Source organism: Marinobacter sp. LM1, from assembly GCF_042763285.1.
GTDB lineage: Bacteria > Pseudomonadota > Gammaproteobacteria > Pseudomonadales > Oleiphilaceae > Marinobacter > Marinobacter nauticus.
In genome coordinates this window covers 1,552,027-1,570,592 of sequence record NZ_CP114373.1, presented here as the reverse complement: position 1 = coordinate 1,570,592, position 18,566 = coordinate 1,552,027, and the positions used below count along the sequence as shown (strand labels likewise).

Below are 18,566 nucleotides of genomic sequence, written 5' to 3'. Positions count from 1 at the left end.
GTTTATACCACTTCGAACAGGCCGGCTGCGCCCTGACCGCCGCCAATGCACATGGTGACCACCACATATTTGGCACCCCGGCGCTTGCCCTCAATCAGGGCATGGCCGGTAAGGCGGGAACCACTCACACCATAGGGGTGACCCACAGAAATAGAGCCGCCATTCACGTTCAGCTTTTCCATCGGAATACCCAGACGGTCGCGGCAGTAGACCACCTGGGATGCAAAGGCTTCGTTCAGTTCCCACAGGTCAATGTCGTCCATGGTCAGGCCGTTGCGGGCAAGCAGGCGTGGAACAGCAAACACCGGGCCGATACCCATCTCGTCGGGCTCGCAGCCCGCAACAGCAAAGCCACGGAAAATGCCCATAGGCTCAATGTTGTGCTTTTCGGCATAGGTGCTGTCCATGACCGTACAGACGGAGGCGCCATCAGAAAGCTGGCTGGCGTTGCCCGCGGTAACAAACTGGCCCGGGCCACGTACCGCGTCCAGTGAGGCCAACCCTTCCAATGTAGTATTCGGGCGATTGCATTCGTCCCGGTCCAGAGTTACCTGTTTTTCGCTCACTTCACCGGTTTCTTTGTCTTTAACCAGCATAGTGGCGTCAAAAGGCACAATTTCGTCGTCAAACTTTCCGGACTGCTGGGCCGCGGCGGTGCGCTGCTGGGAAATCAGTGCGTACTCATCCTGGGCTTCACGGCTTACGTTGTAACGCTGGGCGACAATATCGGCCGTTTCGATCATCGACAGGTACAGTTCCGGCTTGTTCTTCATCAGCCATTCGTTAGTAGCACGGAAGCCATTAAGTTTGTCGTTCTGAACCAGGGAGATGGACTCAACGCCACCAGCCACGATGGCAGGTACTTTCTCCGACATTACGCGCTGGGCAGCAATAGCAATGGATTGCAGGCCGGAGCTGCAGAACCGGTTAATTGACAGCCCGGCCGTAGTAACCGGGAGCCCGGCGCGAATAGCCGCCAGGCGTGCCATGTTCTTGCCCTGACAACCTTCGTGAAAGGTTGCGCCCAGAATGACATCTTCAACGATGGCAGGGTCGATTCCTGCACGCTCAACGGCGTGCTGGATAACGTGCCCGGCCAGATCAACACTGTGCGTGTTGTTCAGGGCACCACGATAGGACTTGCCAAGGCCGGTACGCGCGGTCGAAACGATGACAGCATCAGACATAAGATGAACTCCTTATAATTATAGATCGCTGAACTTGCGGCCTTCCGCCACCAGCTTCTCGAGCAACGGTGCAGGCTTCCACTGCTCGCCACCCACTGTGCTGTTGTAGTTCTTCACTGCCGCCAGAATATTGTCCAGCCCAACCTGATCTGCCCAGAACATGGGGCCGCCACGATACGCGGGGAAACCATATCCGTAGATCCAGACCACATCGATGTCCAGTGACCGGTCGGCAATGCCTTCTTCCAGGATCTTGGCACCTTCGTTGACCATTACGTACATGCAACGCTCAAGGATTTCCTGGTCGGTAACCTCCCGGGCTACGATCCCCTGTTCCTCGCGGAAGCTTTCAATCAGCTGTTCCACTTCCGGGTCGACAACCGGCGCGCGGCTACCTTCCTCATATTTGTAAACGCCAGCCTGGGTTTTCTGTCCCAGACGACCCTGCTCAACCAGCTTGTCCATCCAACTGGCCGGCACATCTTCACCGGCGTTACGACGCTCTTCACGAATACGATAACCGACATCAATGCCGGCCAGGTCAGACATCGCAAACTGCCCCATCGGGAAGCCGAGGTCGGTCAGTACCTTGTCCACCTGCTGCGGCGAAGCACCCTCGTTTACAAGCGCCATGGCCTCGGCACCGCGTTTATGCAGCATCCGGTTGCCAACAAAGCCGTGACAGTTACCGACCATGACTCCGACTTTGTTAATTTTCTTCGCTACGGCCATCACAGTGGCCTTCACCTCGTCAGACGTCTTGCTGCCACGAACATTTTCCAGCAGCTTCATTACGTTAGCCGGGCTAAAGAAGTGCATACCCACAACGTCTTCCGGGCGTTTGGTAGCAGAGGCAATTTCATCAATGTCGAGGGTGGAGGTGTTGGACGCCAGAATAGCGCCCGGCTTACACACTTCATCCAGCTTGGCGAAGATTTCTTTCTTGATAGCCATATTCTCAAATACGGCTTCGATCACCAGATCTACATCACGGAAATCGTCATAGCTCAGGCTGGTTTTGATCAGCCCCATGCGCTCTTCCACCTGCTCTGCAGTGAGCTTGCCTTTCTTGGCGGAGTTTTCGTAGTTGCGGCGAATTACGGCAAGGCCTCGATCAAGCGCGTCCTGTTTGACCTCAACGATGGTGGCAGGAATGCCCACATTGGCGAAGTTCATGGCAATACCACCACCCATGGTGCCGGCACCGATAATACCCACACTCTTCACCTCACGTACCGGAGTATCCTTGGCCAGGCCTTTGACCTTGGAAACCTCGCGCTCGGCAAAGAACGAATGAATCAGGCCAGCACGCTGCGGCGATTCCATGCATTCCTTGAACAGTTCACGCTCACGCTTCAGGCCCTCGGCAAACGGCAAGGTGAAAGCTGCTTCTACGGCGTCGACACACTTGAAAGGAGAGAACAGGCCACGGGCTTTTTTGGCCAGGCCAGCACGGAACTGGTCAAAGACATCGCTGCCCTTGTCAGCTTCAACCTTGTCGGCAATATCACGCACCCTGCGCACCGGAGCACCTTCAGCTGCCAGTTTCCGCGCATAGGCCAGCCCAACCTGGCGAATATCGTCACCGCCTTCAACAGCATCAACAATGCCCAGAGCCAGCGCGTCTCTGGCGCCTACGAAGTTGCCAGACGTAATCATTTCCAGTGCCTTCTGGGCACCCACAAGGCGAGGCAGGCGCTGGGTACCGCCAGCACCGGGCAACAGACCAAGCTTTACTTCAGGCAAACCCACCTTGGCAGACGCCAGGGCAACCCGATAGTGACAACCCAGAGCCGTTTCCAGGCCACCGCCCAGAGCGGTGCCATGAATAGCGGCAACAATGGGCTTGTCGCTTGATTCATAGGCATTGATCACATCGGGGAGGCCGGGTTCCTGAAGAGGCTTTCCGAACTCGCGGATATCCGCGCCCGCAATGAAGGTTCTGCCTTCGCAGACCAGCAAGAGGATGTCTGCCCCTGCATCTTTCTGTCCCTGCTCCAGGGCGGCAACCAGACCGGCACGCACCGCATGGCTCAACGCATTAACCGGCGGGTAGTTTACGGAAATGACACCGACATTCCCTTCACGGGTATAAGCAACAACCTCAGACATAATCTCCCCTCGCCTTTTGATGAAATATGGTTTTATCTAGCGAAATCATTTAACGATTTAATACAAGTTTACCCCTCATTTCAACCACCGTTTTGGTTCAGGTATAAAAAAACCGCAGATTCTCATCTGCGGTTTTCACTTTCATCTCACTCTGTGCCGGCTTGCTACCGGCGCCCGGCACTAGACCCCGAGCGACTCGATATCACGGGCCAGCATGGCGAGCTGGTGAGCGTAGGAGTCGCGTAACTTGTCACCCGGCACCAGATACGAGGGTGCAGCGCAGGTCAAAGCCATGGTAGTGCCATCCTGCAGGTGGATAGGCACACCGGCCGAGTTGATATTTCGATCCCAATCTCCCAGCGACAGGCAGAAACCGTGCTCCCGGTAATCTTCCATCGCCTGGTCCAGGCCTTCTTTAATAGTCGGCCACTTTTCACCGTACTTCTCAGCCATGGCATCGTCGATCAGCTTGCGGGCCGGGTCGCTAACGGCACAGTAATACGCTCGGCCGGCAGAGGTTGTAGACATAGGCAACTTCAAACCGATATCCATGCGCAGCAGTGTTGCTTCCGGTGGCAGGCGATTCTCGACATAAATCATGTGCAAACGGTCGCGACAGGTGAGACCAACCGACATGTTGGTTTGCCGGGCGAACTCATCCATGTAAGGCTTGGCAAGCTGACGAACCTTCAAATTCGACACATAGGCATAGCCCAAAGCCAGTACGCCCGAGCTGAGCTGATATTTTTCCAACTGCTGGTTATAACTCAGGTAGCCAAGCTTGGTCAGAGTGTATGTCATCCGGGAAACGGTAGGCTTGGGAAGGCCAGTAATCCTGGCGATATCCTGGTTACCTAGAATCACAGATCCCTGACTGAAAGCGCGCAGTACATCGAGCCCCCGGGACAGCGCCTCTACAAACTTGCGATCCTTGCCCGGCTGAACGGGCTTGCCATCGCCAGACGCTACTTTCAACTCCGGTGAGTTGTCCTGCTGTTTTTTTGCCATAACTTGCCTATTTCCTGAACTGCGTTGCCTGTCACGGATAGCCTGTGAACCGTGGGCGTGAAAAGTGGACATATTCTAGTCTATGAGAAACTCAAGAACCACAATCTGCCATCAAATTTCATGCCAGATTCGAAACACTGGCATTACCCGATGCCACGAAATAGCCATGACGGAAACCCGGGCAACCTTTACCATAGTATAGCGATACTTTATTCTGCAATGCGGAACCAAGTCATATGCACGACAACAAACCATACTCAGGAGCATGTATGAAGGTACTTTTTGTAGCGGGCGATCCCAAACCAGAGCGCTGGACCGTACCTATCAAACAACTGCTACCAGAAGCAGACATTTATGTCTGGGATCCGGACGGACCGGCGATTAATGCAGACTACGCCATCGTATGGCAGCCCCCGGCGAAGCTGTTCGAGCGTGAAACCCGCCTGAAGGCCGTGTTCAACCTGGGCGCCGGTATCGACGGATTGCTGAAAGTCCCCAACCTGCCGGCAGACCTTACCGTGGTAAGACTGGAAGATGCCGGCATGTCGGTACAGATGGCCGAGCATGTACTGCACCAGATACTGGAAGTCAGTCGGCAGATGGAGCTGTACCGGGATCAGCAACGCCAGCGGCTGTGGAAGATACACCGCCCCATCAGCCGGAAAGAGTGGCCCATCGGCATTATGGGGCTTGGGCACATTGGCAAGCGTGTGGCCAGCACACTGGCAAGCCTGGACTATACGGTAAACGGCTGGGCCAGGAGTGAGCACACGGTAGAAGGCGTGCGCACCTTTGCAGGCAACGGGCAACTCGGAGAGTTTCTGGGGGCAACGCGAGTGTTGGTTAACACCCTGCCACTGACCAGCGAAACCGAAAACATCCTTAACTACGACCTGTTCAGCCAGCTCCAGCCGGGCGCGGTGCTGATCAACGTCGGCCGGGGGGAGCACCTCGTGGAAGAAGACCTGCTCAGGGCCTTGGATGAGGAGAAACTGCAGCGGGCCTCCCTGGATGTGTTCCGCAAGGAACCTTTGCCGGCTGGCCACCCATTCTGGGAGCGAACCGACATCACAATCACGCCGCACATTTCGGCGCGAACTCTTCGGGATGCCACGCTGGAGCAGATCACCGGGAAAATCCGGGACCATGCCAGCGGGCACCCCATCACAGGAATAGTCGACATAGCCCGTGGCTACTGACTAACCCGCGAGCCGACTCTGCCGGTCAACCCAGGACCGGCAGAAGTACCGCAAACACCGCCAGCAATAACAGCAACAGCGGCACCACCAGCAAGACAAAAACACCGTTCCACTGAAAGGCCACTACGTTACGGGAAACCTGACCAAACCGTGACAGCAACATCACCGACGGCCCGAACGGCGACACCATCATTGCCAGTGAGAAACCAATAACCAGGCCAATTGCCACCAGCATCGGGTCAGCCCCGCTAGCCACAAGTTGCGCAAGCATGCCCGACTGCACGCTGAGCACGGTAATCGGAATCACCCCAGCCATGGAGAACAGCGGCATGATCAGCAGCCCTGCGGCTGCAATCAGGTAACTACCCCAGCCGCTCACCACAAGTCCGTTCAACAGATCTGCCGGCACCACAGTGGCAATCGATACCCCAAGCATGGCTGAGCCGGCAAAGATCGCCATTTCGTTGGACATCACCGCCAACTGCCCTACCCCTTCTGCCAATGCCGCCACCGGAGAGCGTTCCTGCAACAACATATAAGACAAAGTGACAGCCGGAACAGCCAACATGGCAGCCACCGACACCTTCACGCCCGCCAAGGCAACCAGCAAAGCCATACAGGCAAACACCACCAGAACCAGAAGCGTCAGTTTGCCCGTTCCTTCAGGCCAGCCGTCGAGCGCAACCCGTTCACTACTGATTTCCCGGAAGCGCTGCCTTTCCAGCACCCAGCCAACCACAATCATCAGCAAAGCTGCCACAAAGCCGAAAGGCAAAAGAGAAGACCAGCTGAGCTGGGGCAGCTCTCGCGTGAGAATCGCAACCGCTACGCTGGTGGGTGCCACCAATGGCACCAGGGCAAACCCCCGCAAGGCGCTGATCAGCACACTCCTGAGCCACTGCAGTCTTGCCGCGCCCTCTATCCCCCTCTCCTTCAGGCTATCCGCGAGTGTGCCACATAGAAGGCTCATCATTCCGAAACTGAGTACCGAAGCAATACCGCAGCTCACCGCCGCATACTTTGGGTATAAAAGGGATACCCGACCCCCGAGCAGCACATCGTGGATACGCCTGAGGACTTCAAAGCGGCGCACCAGGCACTGCATCATCCCCAGGCTGCCCAAAAACGCCGAATAGAACGCTGCATCCGACAACGCATCAAGGGCACCGTCCATTCCGAGACGGCCGGTCACAAACAAACCAGCACTAAACGTGAGGGAAAGCAGGAACAACGTCCTTGCATAGACCTGAAGGCGCATCGCGCCCAGAACAAACACCAGGATGAATACCAGCCCGGCAGAGGCGCTAAGGGCTTTGCTCTGCAGACAAATCGCGACAAGCTCCATGACCACGGCACAAGCCAGCAGCCAGCGAAGAGTTCCATTCATAAACCAGTCAGCCACCAATGATGAACAATTCTTGCAATTGAGATAGACCCAGATTAGTCTTTTCCAATATCATTTACAAAACTATATTCCGCAGTTCGGAATTACCTAACCATAATCGATACGGCAATTCTTATGAACGCATACATCTATGATGGCTTGAGAACACCATTTGGGCGGCATGCAGGCGCCCTGGCCAAGGTTCGCCCCGACGACCTGCTGGCCGAGGTCGTTCGCGCACTCATTGAGCGCAACGCCTTTGCTCCGGAGAATTATGAAGACGTGATTGCCGGCTGCACCAACCAGGCCGGTGAAGATGCCCGCAACCTGGCACGACACGCCGGACTGCTGGCAGGCTTGCCGGTCGAAACCGGTGGCCAGACCGTGAACCGGCTTTGCGGCTCTGGCCTTGCCGCCATCATCGATGCTGCCCGCGCTATCCGTTGTGGCGAAGGCGACCTGTTCGTAGCCGGCGGTGCCGAGAGCATGAGCCGCGCGCCGTTTGTGCTGGCCAAGTCCGAATCACCTTACAGCCGTGAATTCCGCGCCTTTGACAGCACCATTGGTGCCCGCTTCCCGAACCCGCTGATCGAACGCCAGTTCGGCTCGGACACCATGCCGGAAACCGCAGACAACATCGCACGCGAGCTGAATCTGTGCCGACTGGAAGTGGATCGCTTTGCCGCACAAAGCCAGGCCCGCTATGAAGCCGCCCGCCAGGACGGTTTTTTCAAAGACGAGATCCTGCCCATTTCTGTACCTCAGGGCCGCAAACAACCGCCACTGACCGTACAGGACGACGAGCATCCAAGGCCTACATCCAACCTCGAGGCGCTTTCCAATCTTCGCTCGCTGGCTGAAGATGGCGTGGTTACTGCCGGCAACGCCTCCGGCGTGAACGATGGTGCTGCCGCCCTGATTATCGGCTCCGAAGAAGCCGGCAAGCGGGCTGGCATCCAGCCCCGCGCACGTATCGTATCGGCTGCCATCGCCGGCGTTGCGCCCAATGTAATGGGGTACGGCCCGGTTCCGGCAAGCCAGAAAGCCTTGGCCCGGGCAGGCCTGACACTAAAAGACATGGATGTAATCGAGATCAACGAGGCGTTCGCCGCCCAGGTTCTCGGTTGCACCACCAAACTGGGAATCGATCCTTCCGATTCCAGACTCAACCCGAACGGCGGCGCCATCGCCGTGGGGCACCCTCTTGGCGCTTCCGGCGCCCGGATTGCCCTGACGGCGGTACGCCAACTCGAACGTACCGGTGGCCGTTACGCTCTGATCAGCATGTGCATTGGTGTAGGCCAGGGCATTGCTGCTGTAATTGAACGGGTTTCCAACTAACTTTTCAGGAGAACAACAATGGCTTCCGCACCTTGGGATGACCTGCTGAACTTTGAATCACAACTGGACGAAACCGAGCGTCAGGTACGCGACAGCATTCGCAGCTTCTGCGATAACCGTCTGATGCCCGGCATCGTCGAGGCAAACCGCCACGAAAAATTCGACCGCAGCATCTTCACCGAAATGGGTGAACTGGGCATGCTGGGTGCCACCCTGCCGGAAGAGTACGGCGGCCCCGGCCTGAACCACGTGTGCTACGGCCTGATCGCACGGGAAGTTGAACGGGTAGACTCTGCCTACCGCTCGGCCCTGAGCGTACAGTCTTCACTGGTGATGTACCCGATCTTCTCTTACGGCAAAGAAGAGCTGAAAAAGCGCCTTCTGCCGAAACTGGCCTCTGGCGAGTTTGTTGGCTGCTTCGGCCTGACCGAACCCAACCACGGCTCTGACCCCGGTGGTATGGAAACCCGCGCCAAGAAAGTTGACGGCGGCTACCTACTGAGCGGCTCCAAGACCTGGATCACCAACTCCCCGATTGCCGACGTTTGTGTGGTCTGGGCCAAGCTGGACGGCGTGGTAAACGGCTTTGTGATCGAGCGCGAAGGCGCCAAGGGTCTGGAAACTACGAAGATTCAGGGCAAATTCTCCCTGCGCGCATCCGACACCGGCTCTATCTTTATGGACGAAGTCTTCGTTCCTGAAGAAAACCGCCTGGAAGTTGAAGGCCTGAAAGGCCCCCTGAGCTGCCTTACCAAGGCTCGCTACGGCATCAGCTGGGGCGCCCTGGGTGCTGCGGAATTCTGCTGGCATGCAGCCCGCAACTACACCCTGGAGCGTAAGCAGTTTGGCAAGCCTCTGGCCGCCAACCAGCTGATCCAGAAGAAGCTGGTAGACATGCAGACTGAAATCACCCTCGGACTACAGTCTGTGCTGCAGCTGGGCCGCATGATGGATGCAGGCATTGCCACCCCGGATTCCGTTTCTCTTCTGAAGCGTAACAACTGTGGCAAGGCCCTGGACATCGCCCGCGTAGCCCGCGATATGCACGGTGGTAACGGTATTGCAGATGAATACCACGTTATCCGCCACGTCATGAACCTGGAAGCAGTTAACACCTACGAAGGCACCCACGACGTCCATGCCCTGATTCTGGGCCGTGGTCAGACCGGTATTCAGGCCTTCAGCTGATCCCTCCGGAAACAGCACTCCTGAACCCCTCCGTAGAGGGGTTTTTTGTGCCCGGCGCCTCGAGGCCTAAACTTCTCGCGCTGGCATAAAAAAGCCCCGGCGTGCAGCGCACCCGGGGCAAGCGATGAAATACCTAATATTCGTTTTAACTCAACGGAAATCGCTGATCAGAATGCCAACTTGGCGGAAGCCATTACCTGCTCATACTGCTGACTGCCGCTGCCGGCGATCTCGCCAAAGTCCCAGTAGGCATACTCAAGACCCAGAGCCAGGTTCTCATGAGCGGCCCACAGCAGGTTAACGTGGACTGAGGTGGAGGAGTCGAAATAGCTGAGAGTCCCTGCAGGAGAGAAGTCCAGATCGTCCACAATCTCGGTATGGGAAACCGACAGGTTACTTCTCCAGGCTGAATTCCAGAAGTGACGGTAGGCCGCAGTGACCCCGTAGGTATTCAGCGGCTCAACCTTTCCGGCCGCCTGCTCAGCCCGATCCACATCCGGGTAGGTGAACAGCCCCATGTAACGGCCAAGCGCTCCATAGCTGTATTGCAGACGCAAGTCATCACGCCCAAACGTAGGAATACGGGCACTCAGAGATACAGCACCGGCTGCCTTGGTGTCCTCCGCAGCATCATCTTCCAGATAGCGCAGCAGGGCCGCAACAGAGTAGAAACCGTAGTTGCCGCGAGTCTGATAGCGCGCTACGAGATCCGGATAGGACTGATCGCCATAGGATTCAGAGCCAAAACCATCTTCCGGGTTTTCGAGGGCGACCATCAACTTGCCACCCGGAGCGGACATGTTATAGCGGAGCATCGGCTGTCGGGCATAGATAAAGGCAGCCTGTTTACCTTGGTTCAGAATCTCTGGCAATGCAGACAGATCGGTAAAGGTTGTGTAGGTCTGGCCAAAATCCCAACCATTCCAGGAGCCAAACGCCTGCCGAACGCGCGCATTATAGCCGTTTGTGACAACTTCATTGCCGGGAGCATCCTCCGCGGTGTTGAAATCCATTTCGATGTACGTGGTCCAATCATGGCCGCCAACATCCTCGGTCTTGGTACCAATGCTGATACGAGATTCACGGATAGAGAAGCCTGTTTTCCAGTCGCTTTCACCTTCATTGGCCGCCTTGGCAAGCGTCCGGGGCAAAGCAATGGAGTAACCGTTGGGGGTTCCATTACCGTTGGATCCGAAAATCACATCGGCCTTGATGAACCCGCCAAATGTAATCGTGGTATCACCAATCTTCATCCCCTTGCCTTCACGTAACAGATATGGGTTGTCGTCCCGCGCCTCAGGGGCAGTCGACACATGACTTTCCAGAACCTGGATGCGCTCACGCAGCTCTTCCAGCTCTGTGTTGCTCTGCGCCTGGGCAGTTACCGAGCCAAGCATCAGCAGAGGTGCACCCGCCAGGGCTACGGCGCGGACCAGCGGATGGGTGGCAAAACGGGTTGTTGTTGTTGTCATCTTGAAAAACCTCGCATCGGAGTTGGTTAGCGTCTTTATTGTTAAATCTCCGGGACTGGTACAGACCCTACCGCAACAATTCCGCACAGCGGGGTGCTGGGTTATTTGCATTTCATTATGCAGTACCATATTCCACGCCAACGAATATAGATGAAGAATTTTAGATCAACAAGTCCATTTATCTTTTTGCATGCATACAACGATGCATTTTTTTGACAGTTGATTCCGTTAGCATTGACATCCACCGTTTGGTTGATGGATCATGGAACAATTCTGCTATGCGGTATACATTTTCGCTACGAGCACGGTGAGGGTTACCTATGAACATGAATTACACAGCCGAGGAATTGGCTTTCCGCGATGAAGTTCGCGCATTCCTGGATGCCAAGCTGCCTGAAGACATCGCAGCCAAGGTGAAAGGCTTTCGCAAGCTGAGCAAGGAAGACCACCAGCGGTGGCAAAAAATTCTCAGCGAGCAAGGCTGGTACGCCACGCACTGGCCGGAACAGTACGGGGGTGTCAGCTGGACACCGGTCCAGAAGCACATCTGGGATGAAGAGTCCTGCCGTTACGGCGTGCCCCGCTCCATTCCCTTCGGCGTAAATATGGTGGCTCCGGTCATCATCAAGTTCGGCTCCGAAGAACAGAAGCAGCAATACCTGCCCCGGATTCTCAGCGGCGAAGACTGGTGGTGTCAGGGTTATTCCGAGCCAGGCGCGGGTTCTGACCTGGCTTCCCTGAAAACACGGGCTGTGCGCGAAGGCGACCATTACATCGTTAATGGCCAGAAGACCTGGACCACGCTGGGCCAGCACGCCAACATGATCTTCTGCCTGGTACGCACCAACACAGAAGTGAAGGCGCAGGAAGGCATCTCATTCCTGCTGATCGACATGAACACCCCGGGTATTACCGTTCGTCCGATCATCACGCTGGACGGTGAGCATGAAGTTAACGAAGTCTTCTTTGAAGACGTGAAGGTTCCGGCCGAGAACCTGGTAGGTGAAGAAAATAAAGGCTGGACCTATGCCAAGTACCTGCTCACCTACGAGCGTACTGGCCTGGCGGGCATCGGCCTGTCCAAGGCAGCGCTGACACACCTCAAGCAGCTGGCCAGCCGTCGGGTGAAGAACGGCAAACCCCTGATTCAGGATCCGACCTTCAGCCAACGTATCGCGCAGGTCGAAATCGACCTGATGGCAGCAGCGATCAGCAACCTGAGAATTGTTGCCTCGGTAGAAGGCGGCGGCGTTCCGGGAGCGGAAAGTTCCATGCTGAAAGTGCGCGGCACCGAGATTCGCCAGGCCATCAACGACCTGGCACGCCGGGCGATCGGACCTTACGCCATTCCGTTTGTTGAAGAAGAGATGGACCAGGCCTATGACGGCGAATTCCTGTCTGACCCGGATGCTGCGCCCCTGGCTGCCCATTACTTCAACAACCGCAAGCTGTCTATTTTCGGTGGATCAAACGAGATCCAGAAGAACATCGTTTCGAAAATGATTCTGGGACTTTAAGGAGGCGACCATGGATTTCCGACTCAACGAAGAGCAGCAAATGCTGCAGGACACCGTGGCTCGTCTGGTTCGCGGTGAATACAGCTTTGAAAAGCGGCTGGAATACAGCGAAACCGAACTTGGCTTCAGTGAAAGTTTCTGGAAGCAACTGGGCGAACTGGGCCTGATGGCTGTGCCATTCCCCGAGGAACTTGGCGGCTTTGGCGGCACCGGTGTTGAAGTTCAAAGCGTGATGACCGAGCTGGGCCGCGGCCTGTGCATCGAGCCGTACCTTCAGTCTGTGGTTCTGGGCGGCGGGCTGATTAGCCAGGCCGGCAATGAACAGCAGAAAGAACAGTGGCTGGCGGGCATTGCAACAGGCGAAACCCAGCTTGCCGTTGGCCTGCAGGAGCCCCAGAGCTTCTACAACACCAATGACGTAGAAACCACCGCCGAGAAAGCCGGCAGCGACTATGTTCTTAACGGTCGCAAAGCGGTCGTAATCGGTGGCCATAGTGCCGACCTGCTGGTGGTTTCTGCCCGCACAGCCGGCAACAGCCGTGATGCCGCTGGCATCAGCCTGTTCGTCATCGACGCCACTGCTGAAGGCCTGGAGCGTCGCAGCTACCCGACCATCGACGGCGCGAAGGGCTGCGATCTATTCCTGAACAACGTCAAAGTCGGCGCAAACGCTCTGCTGGGCAACGAAGGTGAGGCTGCCGATGTTATTGAATACCAGGTTGGCCGTGCCATTTCCGCTCTTTGTGGTGAAGCTGTCGGCGTTATGGAAGTCGCCTGCGACCTGACCCTGGACTATCTCAAACAGCGCAAGCAGTTTGGTGTGCCCATCGGAAAGTTCCAGGTGCTTCAGCACCGGATGGCCGACATGATGTCCGAACTGGAGCAGGCTCGTTCAATGGCCATCCTTGCCGCCAGTGTGGCTGATGAGTCTCAGAGCGACGAACGCCGCCGGGTAATTGCGGCCGCTAAAAACGTAATTAGTCGCAGCGCCCAGTTTATTTCGGAAAAGGGCGTTCAGTCCCACGGCGGTATTGGCATGACCTGGGAATACAACTTTGCCCATTACGCCAAGCGGCTGGTGATGATCAACCACCAGCTGGGCGATGATGACTTCCATCTTGAGCGCTATGCCGCTCTGCTGGAAGCCAACTGATACCAAATCAGTGAACCTTGGGTCTGTCTCCACATTCAGTCAGGACCCTCTTTCGGGGTGGCCTATGCCACCCCTTTTTTATGCCCGGAATAACCTTGAGTAATCATTCTCTGTGGAGGAACAATCATGACAAAAAACCACCCGGACGAAATGCAGGCTGATCTGAGAAAAGCCGAATGGAAAATAAGAACCGAACTGGCTGCTGCCTATAGACTGGTAGCCCTCTTTGGCTGGGACGACCTGGTGTTCACCCATCTGTCGGCCCGGGTGCCCGGGCCTGATCATCACTTTCTGATCAATCCCTACGGATTGCTGTTCCATGAAATGACCGCCTCATCCCTGGTGAAAGTCGACCAAAATGGCGAAGTCGTGGAGGCTGGCGGGCTGCGCAGGGTTAACCCGGCGGGGTTTACCATCCACAGTGCCGTACATATGGGGCGTGAAGATGCCGGAGCCGTCATGCACCTGCATGCAGCAGATGGTGTTGCGGTATCAGCCCACCGTGATGGCCTACTGCCCCTGAGCCAGACCGCCATGCTGTGCCTTGAGCACCTGAGTTACCACGAATATGAAGGCGTAGCGCTCAACCTTGATGAGAGGGAGCGCCTGATCCGGGATCTGGGCAACAAATCCATGATGATCTTGCGAAACCACGGCATTCTGACCGTGGGCCGCGATGTGCCGGAAACCTTCACATACCTCTACTTCCTGATGAAGGCCTGCGAGATACAGGTAAAAGCGCAGAGCTGTGGCCCGGTATACATGCCCACCCAACAGGCTATCGACACCACGGCGGATCAATCAGGCTCACTCGGCAAGACAGCAAAGCTTACCTGGCCCGCCCTTCTGAGACTGCTTGATGCCAGGTCTCCTGGCTACAACGTTTGAGCCCTTCATCAACCCACTATCAGGAAGGTCCTATGATTACTGTTGATATTAATAAACTGGCAGCCTATCAGGGCATGCTGATTGGCCACAGCCCCTGGGTAACCGTGAGCCAGGCCATGATAAACGCCTTTGCCGAAACCACCGGCGACCACCAGTGGATCCATGTGGATATCGAGCGGGCCAACCGCGAGTCCCCCTGGAAGAGCCCGGTCGCCCATGGCTACCTGACCGCATCACTGATACCCAGGCTCAACAGCGAGGTCATCAAGGTGACGGGAACTTCAGCCACCATCAACTACGGCTTGAACAAACTCCGCTTTCCCGCAGCCGTCAAGGCTGGGTCAGATATCCGGTCCCGGGTTGAGCTGGTATCAGTGAAGCGGGTGGATGATCACCGCCTACTGGCCACCTACCAGACCGTGGTGGAAATAAGGAACGAAGACAAGCCAGCCTGCGTACTGGAAAATCTGGCCATGTACGTGGTCTGAGTTTTCCGGTCAGTGCAAAAAGGCGGCAAGCCCTGAGGGTGGGGGGGGGAGCCGCCTTCCTAACTTCCAGTGTTGTGCAAGCTACTTCTGCCACTCCTGCTCCTGAAGTGCCCGCCACATCAGCTTTCCGGTCGGTGATTTTGGCAACTCATCAACAAATTCAATGATGGTTGGCACCTTGTAGGCCGCCATTTGCTCCTTACACCAACTGATGATGTCATCCTTGGTTGTTGTGCTTTCAGCCTCAGGCGTTAGTACAATACAAGCCTTGACCGTTTCACCACGCTTGGGGTCCGGGGCAGAGATAATGCAGACTTCGTGGATGGATGGGTGACGGTACATCAAACCTTCTACCTCAGACGGCCAGACCTTGAAGCCAGACGCGTTGATCATGCGTTTGACCCGATCCACCATGAAGAAGTAACCATCTTCATCGTAGTAACCCAGATCGCCGGTGCGGAAGAAACGCTTACCATCGATTTCGACGAACGAGGCCTCGGTATCCACGGGTCGATTCCAGTAACCCAGAGTGACCTGAGGCCCGCAGGAAACGATCTCGCCGGTTTCTCCCACGCCTTTTTCTTCAAGTGTGTCGACATCGATAATCCGGCTGTCGACATCAAACACCGGAATGCCCAGACACTGGGGCTTGGGGCTTTTGGTTGGATTGATATGGGTCGCTGCCATGGTTTCAGACAGACCGTAGCCTTCAATGTAATCAAGGCCCGTCAGCTTTTTTAGCTTCTCGGCGACCGCAACCGGCATGGCGGCACCACCACCACCAATCATGTTCAGGCTGCTGATGTCGTACTTGCCCAGATCCGGATTCGACAGGAAGTCCACCGCCATGGTGACGATGTTGGTCCAGCCGGTAACCTTGTAACGCTCAATCAAACGTGCCGCGGTGGTTCTGTCCCAACGGGTCATGATTACGGAAGTGGCACCCGAGAAGATGGGGCCGTTCATGGAGCCCGTCATACCAGTTACATGGAAGAATGGCAGCGTGGAAAGCTGCACACCATCGGGCGTAGACAGGTTCCAGAATACCCGGTGCACGGCTGTCGCCATTACCGACCGGTGAGTGTGCATGCAGCCCTTGGGTGCCCCGGTGGTACCGGAGCTGTACGGAATAACGGCAAGGTCATCCGGGCCGGCAGTATGTTCACCGGGCTTGTGTCCGGCTTCCAGGGCCGCCTCCCAGGTAACCACTCCCGGTATATCCCTGGACCACGCGGGCGCAGCAACTTCAGCCGGCAACGTCAGGTCGGTTTCCGGATTAATGTAGGTGTTGTAAGACGCAACAATCACTTGTTCCAGGTTGGTCTCACCAATCAACGGCGCGATGAAGCCCGCCAGTTCCTGGCCCGCCATGCAAACCGTGGAGCCGGTATCCGAAATATAGTGCTCAAGCTCCGCCGCGCGGTTCATGGGATTCACAGGAATAACCACGGCATCGGCCCGCAGGATGGCATAGTAGGAGATCACATACTGCGGGGAGTTCTGCATATAAAGCAGGACCCGGTCACCCTTCTTGACCCCCTGGGCCTGCAGGTAACCCGCCATAGTATCGACTTCTTGCTTAAGCCGGGCATAGGTCATGGGCGCATCGTAGAAAACGATGGCATTGTGGTCCGGGTAGCGCAGTGCCGAGACTTCCAGGTTGGTGTACAGACTGGTTTTCGGCAGGGTCATGGTTTTGGGCAGATCTTTTGGCCAAACCTTGTAGTGGCGTGTAAACATATTCTTGTTCTCCCCCTGGGTTAATTCAGTCAACCGCTTGAGCGGACAAATCAAAATAATCAACAGCCCCGGGCAAGGGCTCGTCATGGCGTAACGGTGAAATGGCAACGGCTTTTTCACGAAGTACGGTCACATCCGCATCCGGCGCCACAATGTGGCGTGAGCTCCGGTCAAAACCAAGCCACCAGTAAGGCAGGCTGCGCGCATCACGGCCTGCGACCAGTGTTGGCTTCTGGATAGAGCCGTTGGACTGCCGACACCATCGGGCTGCGGTAATATCGGCCGCTTCACAGGCTGGAAAGTTCACATTCCACGCCAGAACCTGGCCGGGGTGGTAAAGCCTGCGAATGACCGCTTCAGCAAAGGTTTCCACCGGCGACCAGCGGACCTCGTCCCGGTTCAGGTAGGCCTGGCTCAGCGCAATGGCCGGAATGTTCATGTGGTGTGCACTCAGTACCGCTCCAACGGTACCCGAGTACTGGACCGAATCACTGATGTTCGCTCCGCAATTCACACCGGAGAGCACCAGGTCTGGCGGTGTTTCCCCGAACCACTCGGCCAGGGAATACAACACGCAATCGGCCGGTGTGCCTGACACCGAATAACGATTAGCCCCAACCTGATAAACCCGTAACGGACTGTGAATGGATATGCTCTGGCCAGCTCCGCTGCGATCATGTTCCGGAGCCACAACCCAGACCTCATCGGCCAACCGCCGGGCAATGGTTTCAAGGATAGCGATACCCGGCGCATTGATGCCGTCATCGTTGGTAATCAGAATTCGATTGGCAATCTTGCCCTGCATAATCGCTTCTCCGCTCATGGCTTGCGGCCTTCACAAGCGATTTGCCAGCCAATATCCGCCAGCAGGCTGGCACGCTTGCCAACTTCCAGCGCATTGGCGTTGGCAGCATTGCCATCCAGGGCCCGCTTGTACACACCCTGAAGAATGGCTGCCAGCCGGAATAACGAAAACGACAGGAATACGTGCCAGTCATCAATGCCGTCTCTGCCGGTTTGCGCGCAGTACCGGGCAATGGTTTCCTGCTCGCTTGGTATACCAAGCTCCTGCAGATCTTCGCCATTCAGGCCACGCATACCGGGCATATCAGCAGGCAGGTGGTATGGCAGGCAGTAATAGGCGAGGTCTGCCAGCGGATGCCCGAGAGTCGACAGTTCCCAATCCAGGATCGCGATTACGTCCGGGCGATCCGGTGCCAGCATCAGGTTGCCAAACCGATAGTCACCGTGGGCAATCGAAGTCTCATCCCTGGCCGGGAGATTCTCCGGCAACCAGGACATCAGCTTGTCCATAGCCGGCAGGTCATCCGTCCGGGATGCAAGATATTGCTTGCTCCAGCGAGCCACCTGACGGGACACATAACCCTCCGGGCGGCCGTAATCTGCCAGGCCAATAGCGTTGACATCCACGGAGTGCAAAGCTGCCAGCGTGTCGATGGCTGAGTGATGAGCCCTCATTCGCTCATCACGCTCCAACTCTTTGAGTGCCGAATGGGAGTAAATCCTGCCTTCCAGAAAATCCATCACGTAGAAGGGAGTGCCAATGACCTCACTGTCTTCACACAGTACGCGAGCATTGGGTACCGGAACGGACGTGTGTTCAGCGAGCGCGCGCATAACGCGGTATTCCCGCTCCACCATGTGAGCCGAAGGCAGCGTCTTTCCCGGGGGCTTCTTCCGCAGTACATAACGCCTGTTGCCGGTATCCAGCAGAAAGGTAGGGTTGGATTGCCCGCCCTGAAACTGCTTCACGTCCATCTGGTTACCGAAGTCCGGCAATGCCTGCTGAAGCCAGTTGAGCAGGCGGGCTTCATCGAATTTGTGGGCTGGCAGAACCGCTACCAGCTCTGGAGTCATGCTCATGATTA

The 18,566-nt window shown here is 56.4% G+C and carries 15 protein-coding genes; 7 read left to right on the top strand and 8 right to left on the bottom strand.

What is annotated here, in order from left to right:
- Positions 1-2: 2 nt before the first annotated feature.
- The 3 genes from OZ656_RS07425 to OZ656_RS07415 form a co-directional block, all read right to left on the bottom strand.
- Positions 3-1,187, bottom strand: coding sequence for an acetyl-CoA C-acyltransferase (locus OZ656_RS07425; protein WP_058091205.1), 1,185 nt, complete (start codon positions 1,185-1,187; stop codon positions 3-5).
- Between the two features lie 18 nt (positions 1,188-1,205).
- Positions 1,206-3,299 carry a 3-hydroxyacyl-CoA dehydrogenase NAD-binding domain-containing protein gene (locus OZ656_RS07420; protein ID WP_278351229.1) on the bottom strand — a complete coding sequence of 698 codons (2,094 nt, stop codon included), beginning with the start codon at positions 3,297-3,299 and terminating at the stop codon, positions 1,206-1,208.
- A 180-nt stretch (positions 3,300-3,479) separates the two neighbouring features.
- Positions 3,480-4,307: an IclR family transcriptional regulator gene (locus tag OZ656_RS07415; RefSeq protein ID WP_199457883.1), complete on the bottom strand. Its 828-nt coding sequence runs from the start codon at positions 4,305-4,307 to the stop codon at positions 3,480-3,482.
- A gap of 269 nt (positions 4,308-4,576) precedes the next feature.
- Between OZ656_RS07415 and OZ656_RS07410 the strand changes: the two genes are divergently transcribed.
- The gene (locus tag OZ656_RS07410) at positions 4,577-5,506 is read left to right on the top strand and encodes a glyoxylate/hydroxypyruvate reductase A (protein WP_094624527.1); all 930 of its coding nucleotides are present in this window, start codon (positions 4,577-4,579) and stop codon (positions 5,504-5,506) included.
- Between the two features lie 25 nt (positions 5,507-5,531).
- Here OZ656_RS07410 and OZ656_RS07405 read toward each other — a convergent pair whose 3' ends face one another.
- The gene (locus tag OZ656_RS07405; RefSeq protein ID WP_278351228.1) at positions 5,532-6,893 is read right to left on the bottom strand and encodes a hypothetical protein; all 1,362 of its coding nucleotides are present in this window, start codon (positions 6,891-6,893) and stop codon (positions 5,532-5,534) included.
- A 132-nt stretch (positions 6,894-7,025) separates the two neighbouring features.
- Between OZ656_RS07405 and OZ656_RS07400 the strand changes: the two genes are divergently transcribed.
- The gene (locus OZ656_RS07400) at positions 7,026-8,231 is read left to right on the top strand and encodes a 3-oxoadipyl-CoA thiolase (protein ID WP_278351227.1); all 1,206 of its coding nucleotides are present in this window, start codon (positions 7,026-7,028) and stop codon (positions 8,229-8,231) included.
- 18 nt (positions 8,232-8,249) lie between these two features.
- A complete protein-coding gene (locus OZ656_RS07395) occupies positions 8,250-9,419 on the top strand; it encodes an acyl-CoA dehydrogenase (protein WP_379945145.1) in 1,170 nt (389 codons plus the stop codon).
- A gap of 167 nt (positions 9,420-9,586) precedes the next feature.
- On the opposite strand, the gene OZ656_RS07390 is transcribed toward OZ656_RS07395, so the two are convergent.
- Positions 9,587-10,891: a DcaP family trimeric outer membrane transporter gene (locus OZ656_RS07390; RefSeq protein ID WP_278351225.1), complete on the bottom strand. Its 1,305-nt coding sequence runs from the start codon at positions 10,889-10,891 to the stop codon at positions 9,587-9,589.
- Between the two features lie 320 nt (positions 10,892-11,211).
- Between OZ656_RS07390 and OZ656_RS07385 the strand changes: the two genes are divergently transcribed.
- The 4 genes from OZ656_RS07385 (at position 11,212) to OZ656_RS07370 (ending at position 14,937) form a co-directional block, all read left to right on the top strand.
- Positions 11,212-12,408: an acyl-CoA dehydrogenase family protein gene (locus tag OZ656_RS07385; RefSeq protein ID WP_199457880.1), complete on the top strand. Its 1,197-nt coding sequence runs from the start codon at positions 11,212-11,214 to the stop codon at positions 12,406-12,408.
- Positions 12,409-12,418: 10 nt separating this feature from the next.
- Positions 12,419-13,561, top strand: coding sequence for an acyl-CoA dehydrogenase family protein (locus OZ656_RS07380; protein WP_278351224.1), 1,143 nt, complete (start codon positions 12,419-12,421; stop codon positions 13,559-13,561).
- Positions 13,562-13,687: 126 nt separating this feature from the next.
- Positions 13,688-14,449 (top strand): class II aldolase/adducin family protein, encoded by a 762-nt coding sequence (locus tag OZ656_RS07375; protein WP_278351223.1) that lies wholly within the window; start codon positions 13,688-13,690, stop codon positions 14,447-14,449.
- A gap of 32 nt (positions 14,450-14,481) precedes the next feature.
- On the top strand, positions 14,482-14,937 hold the full coding sequence (locus OZ656_RS07370; RefSeq protein ID WP_278351222.1) for a MaoC family dehydratase: 456 nt from the start codon (positions 14,482-14,484) through the stop codon (positions 14,935-14,937).
- An 81-nt stretch (positions 14,938-15,018) separates the two neighbouring features.
- On the opposite strand, the gene OZ656_RS07365 is transcribed toward OZ656_RS07370, so the two are convergent.
- From OZ656_RS07365 to OZ656_RS07355, 3 genes are read right to left on the bottom strand one after another with little or no spacing between them, the layout of a single operon-like run.
- Positions 15,019-16,677 carry a long-chain fatty acid--CoA ligase gene (locus OZ656_RS07365; protein WP_278351221.1) on the bottom strand — a complete coding sequence of 553 codons (1,659 nt, stop codon included), beginning with the start codon at positions 16,675-16,677 and terminating at the stop codon, positions 15,019-15,021.
- A gap of 25 nt (positions 16,678-16,702) precedes the next feature.
- Complete coding sequence (surE, locus tag OZ656_RS07360) at positions 16,703-17,482, bottom strand: 5'/3'-nucleotidase SurE (protein WP_379945144.1); 780 nt, start codon at positions 17,480-17,482, stop codon at positions 16,703-16,705.
- Positions 17,483-17,496: 14 nt separating this feature from the next.
- The gene (locus tag OZ656_RS07355; RefSeq protein ID WP_278351219.1) at positions 17,497-18,561 is read right to left on the bottom strand and encodes a phosphotransferase; all 1,065 of its coding nucleotides are present in this window, start codon (positions 18,559-18,561) and stop codon (positions 17,497-17,499) included.
- Between the last annotated feature and the right edge of the window lie 5 nt (positions 18,562-18,566).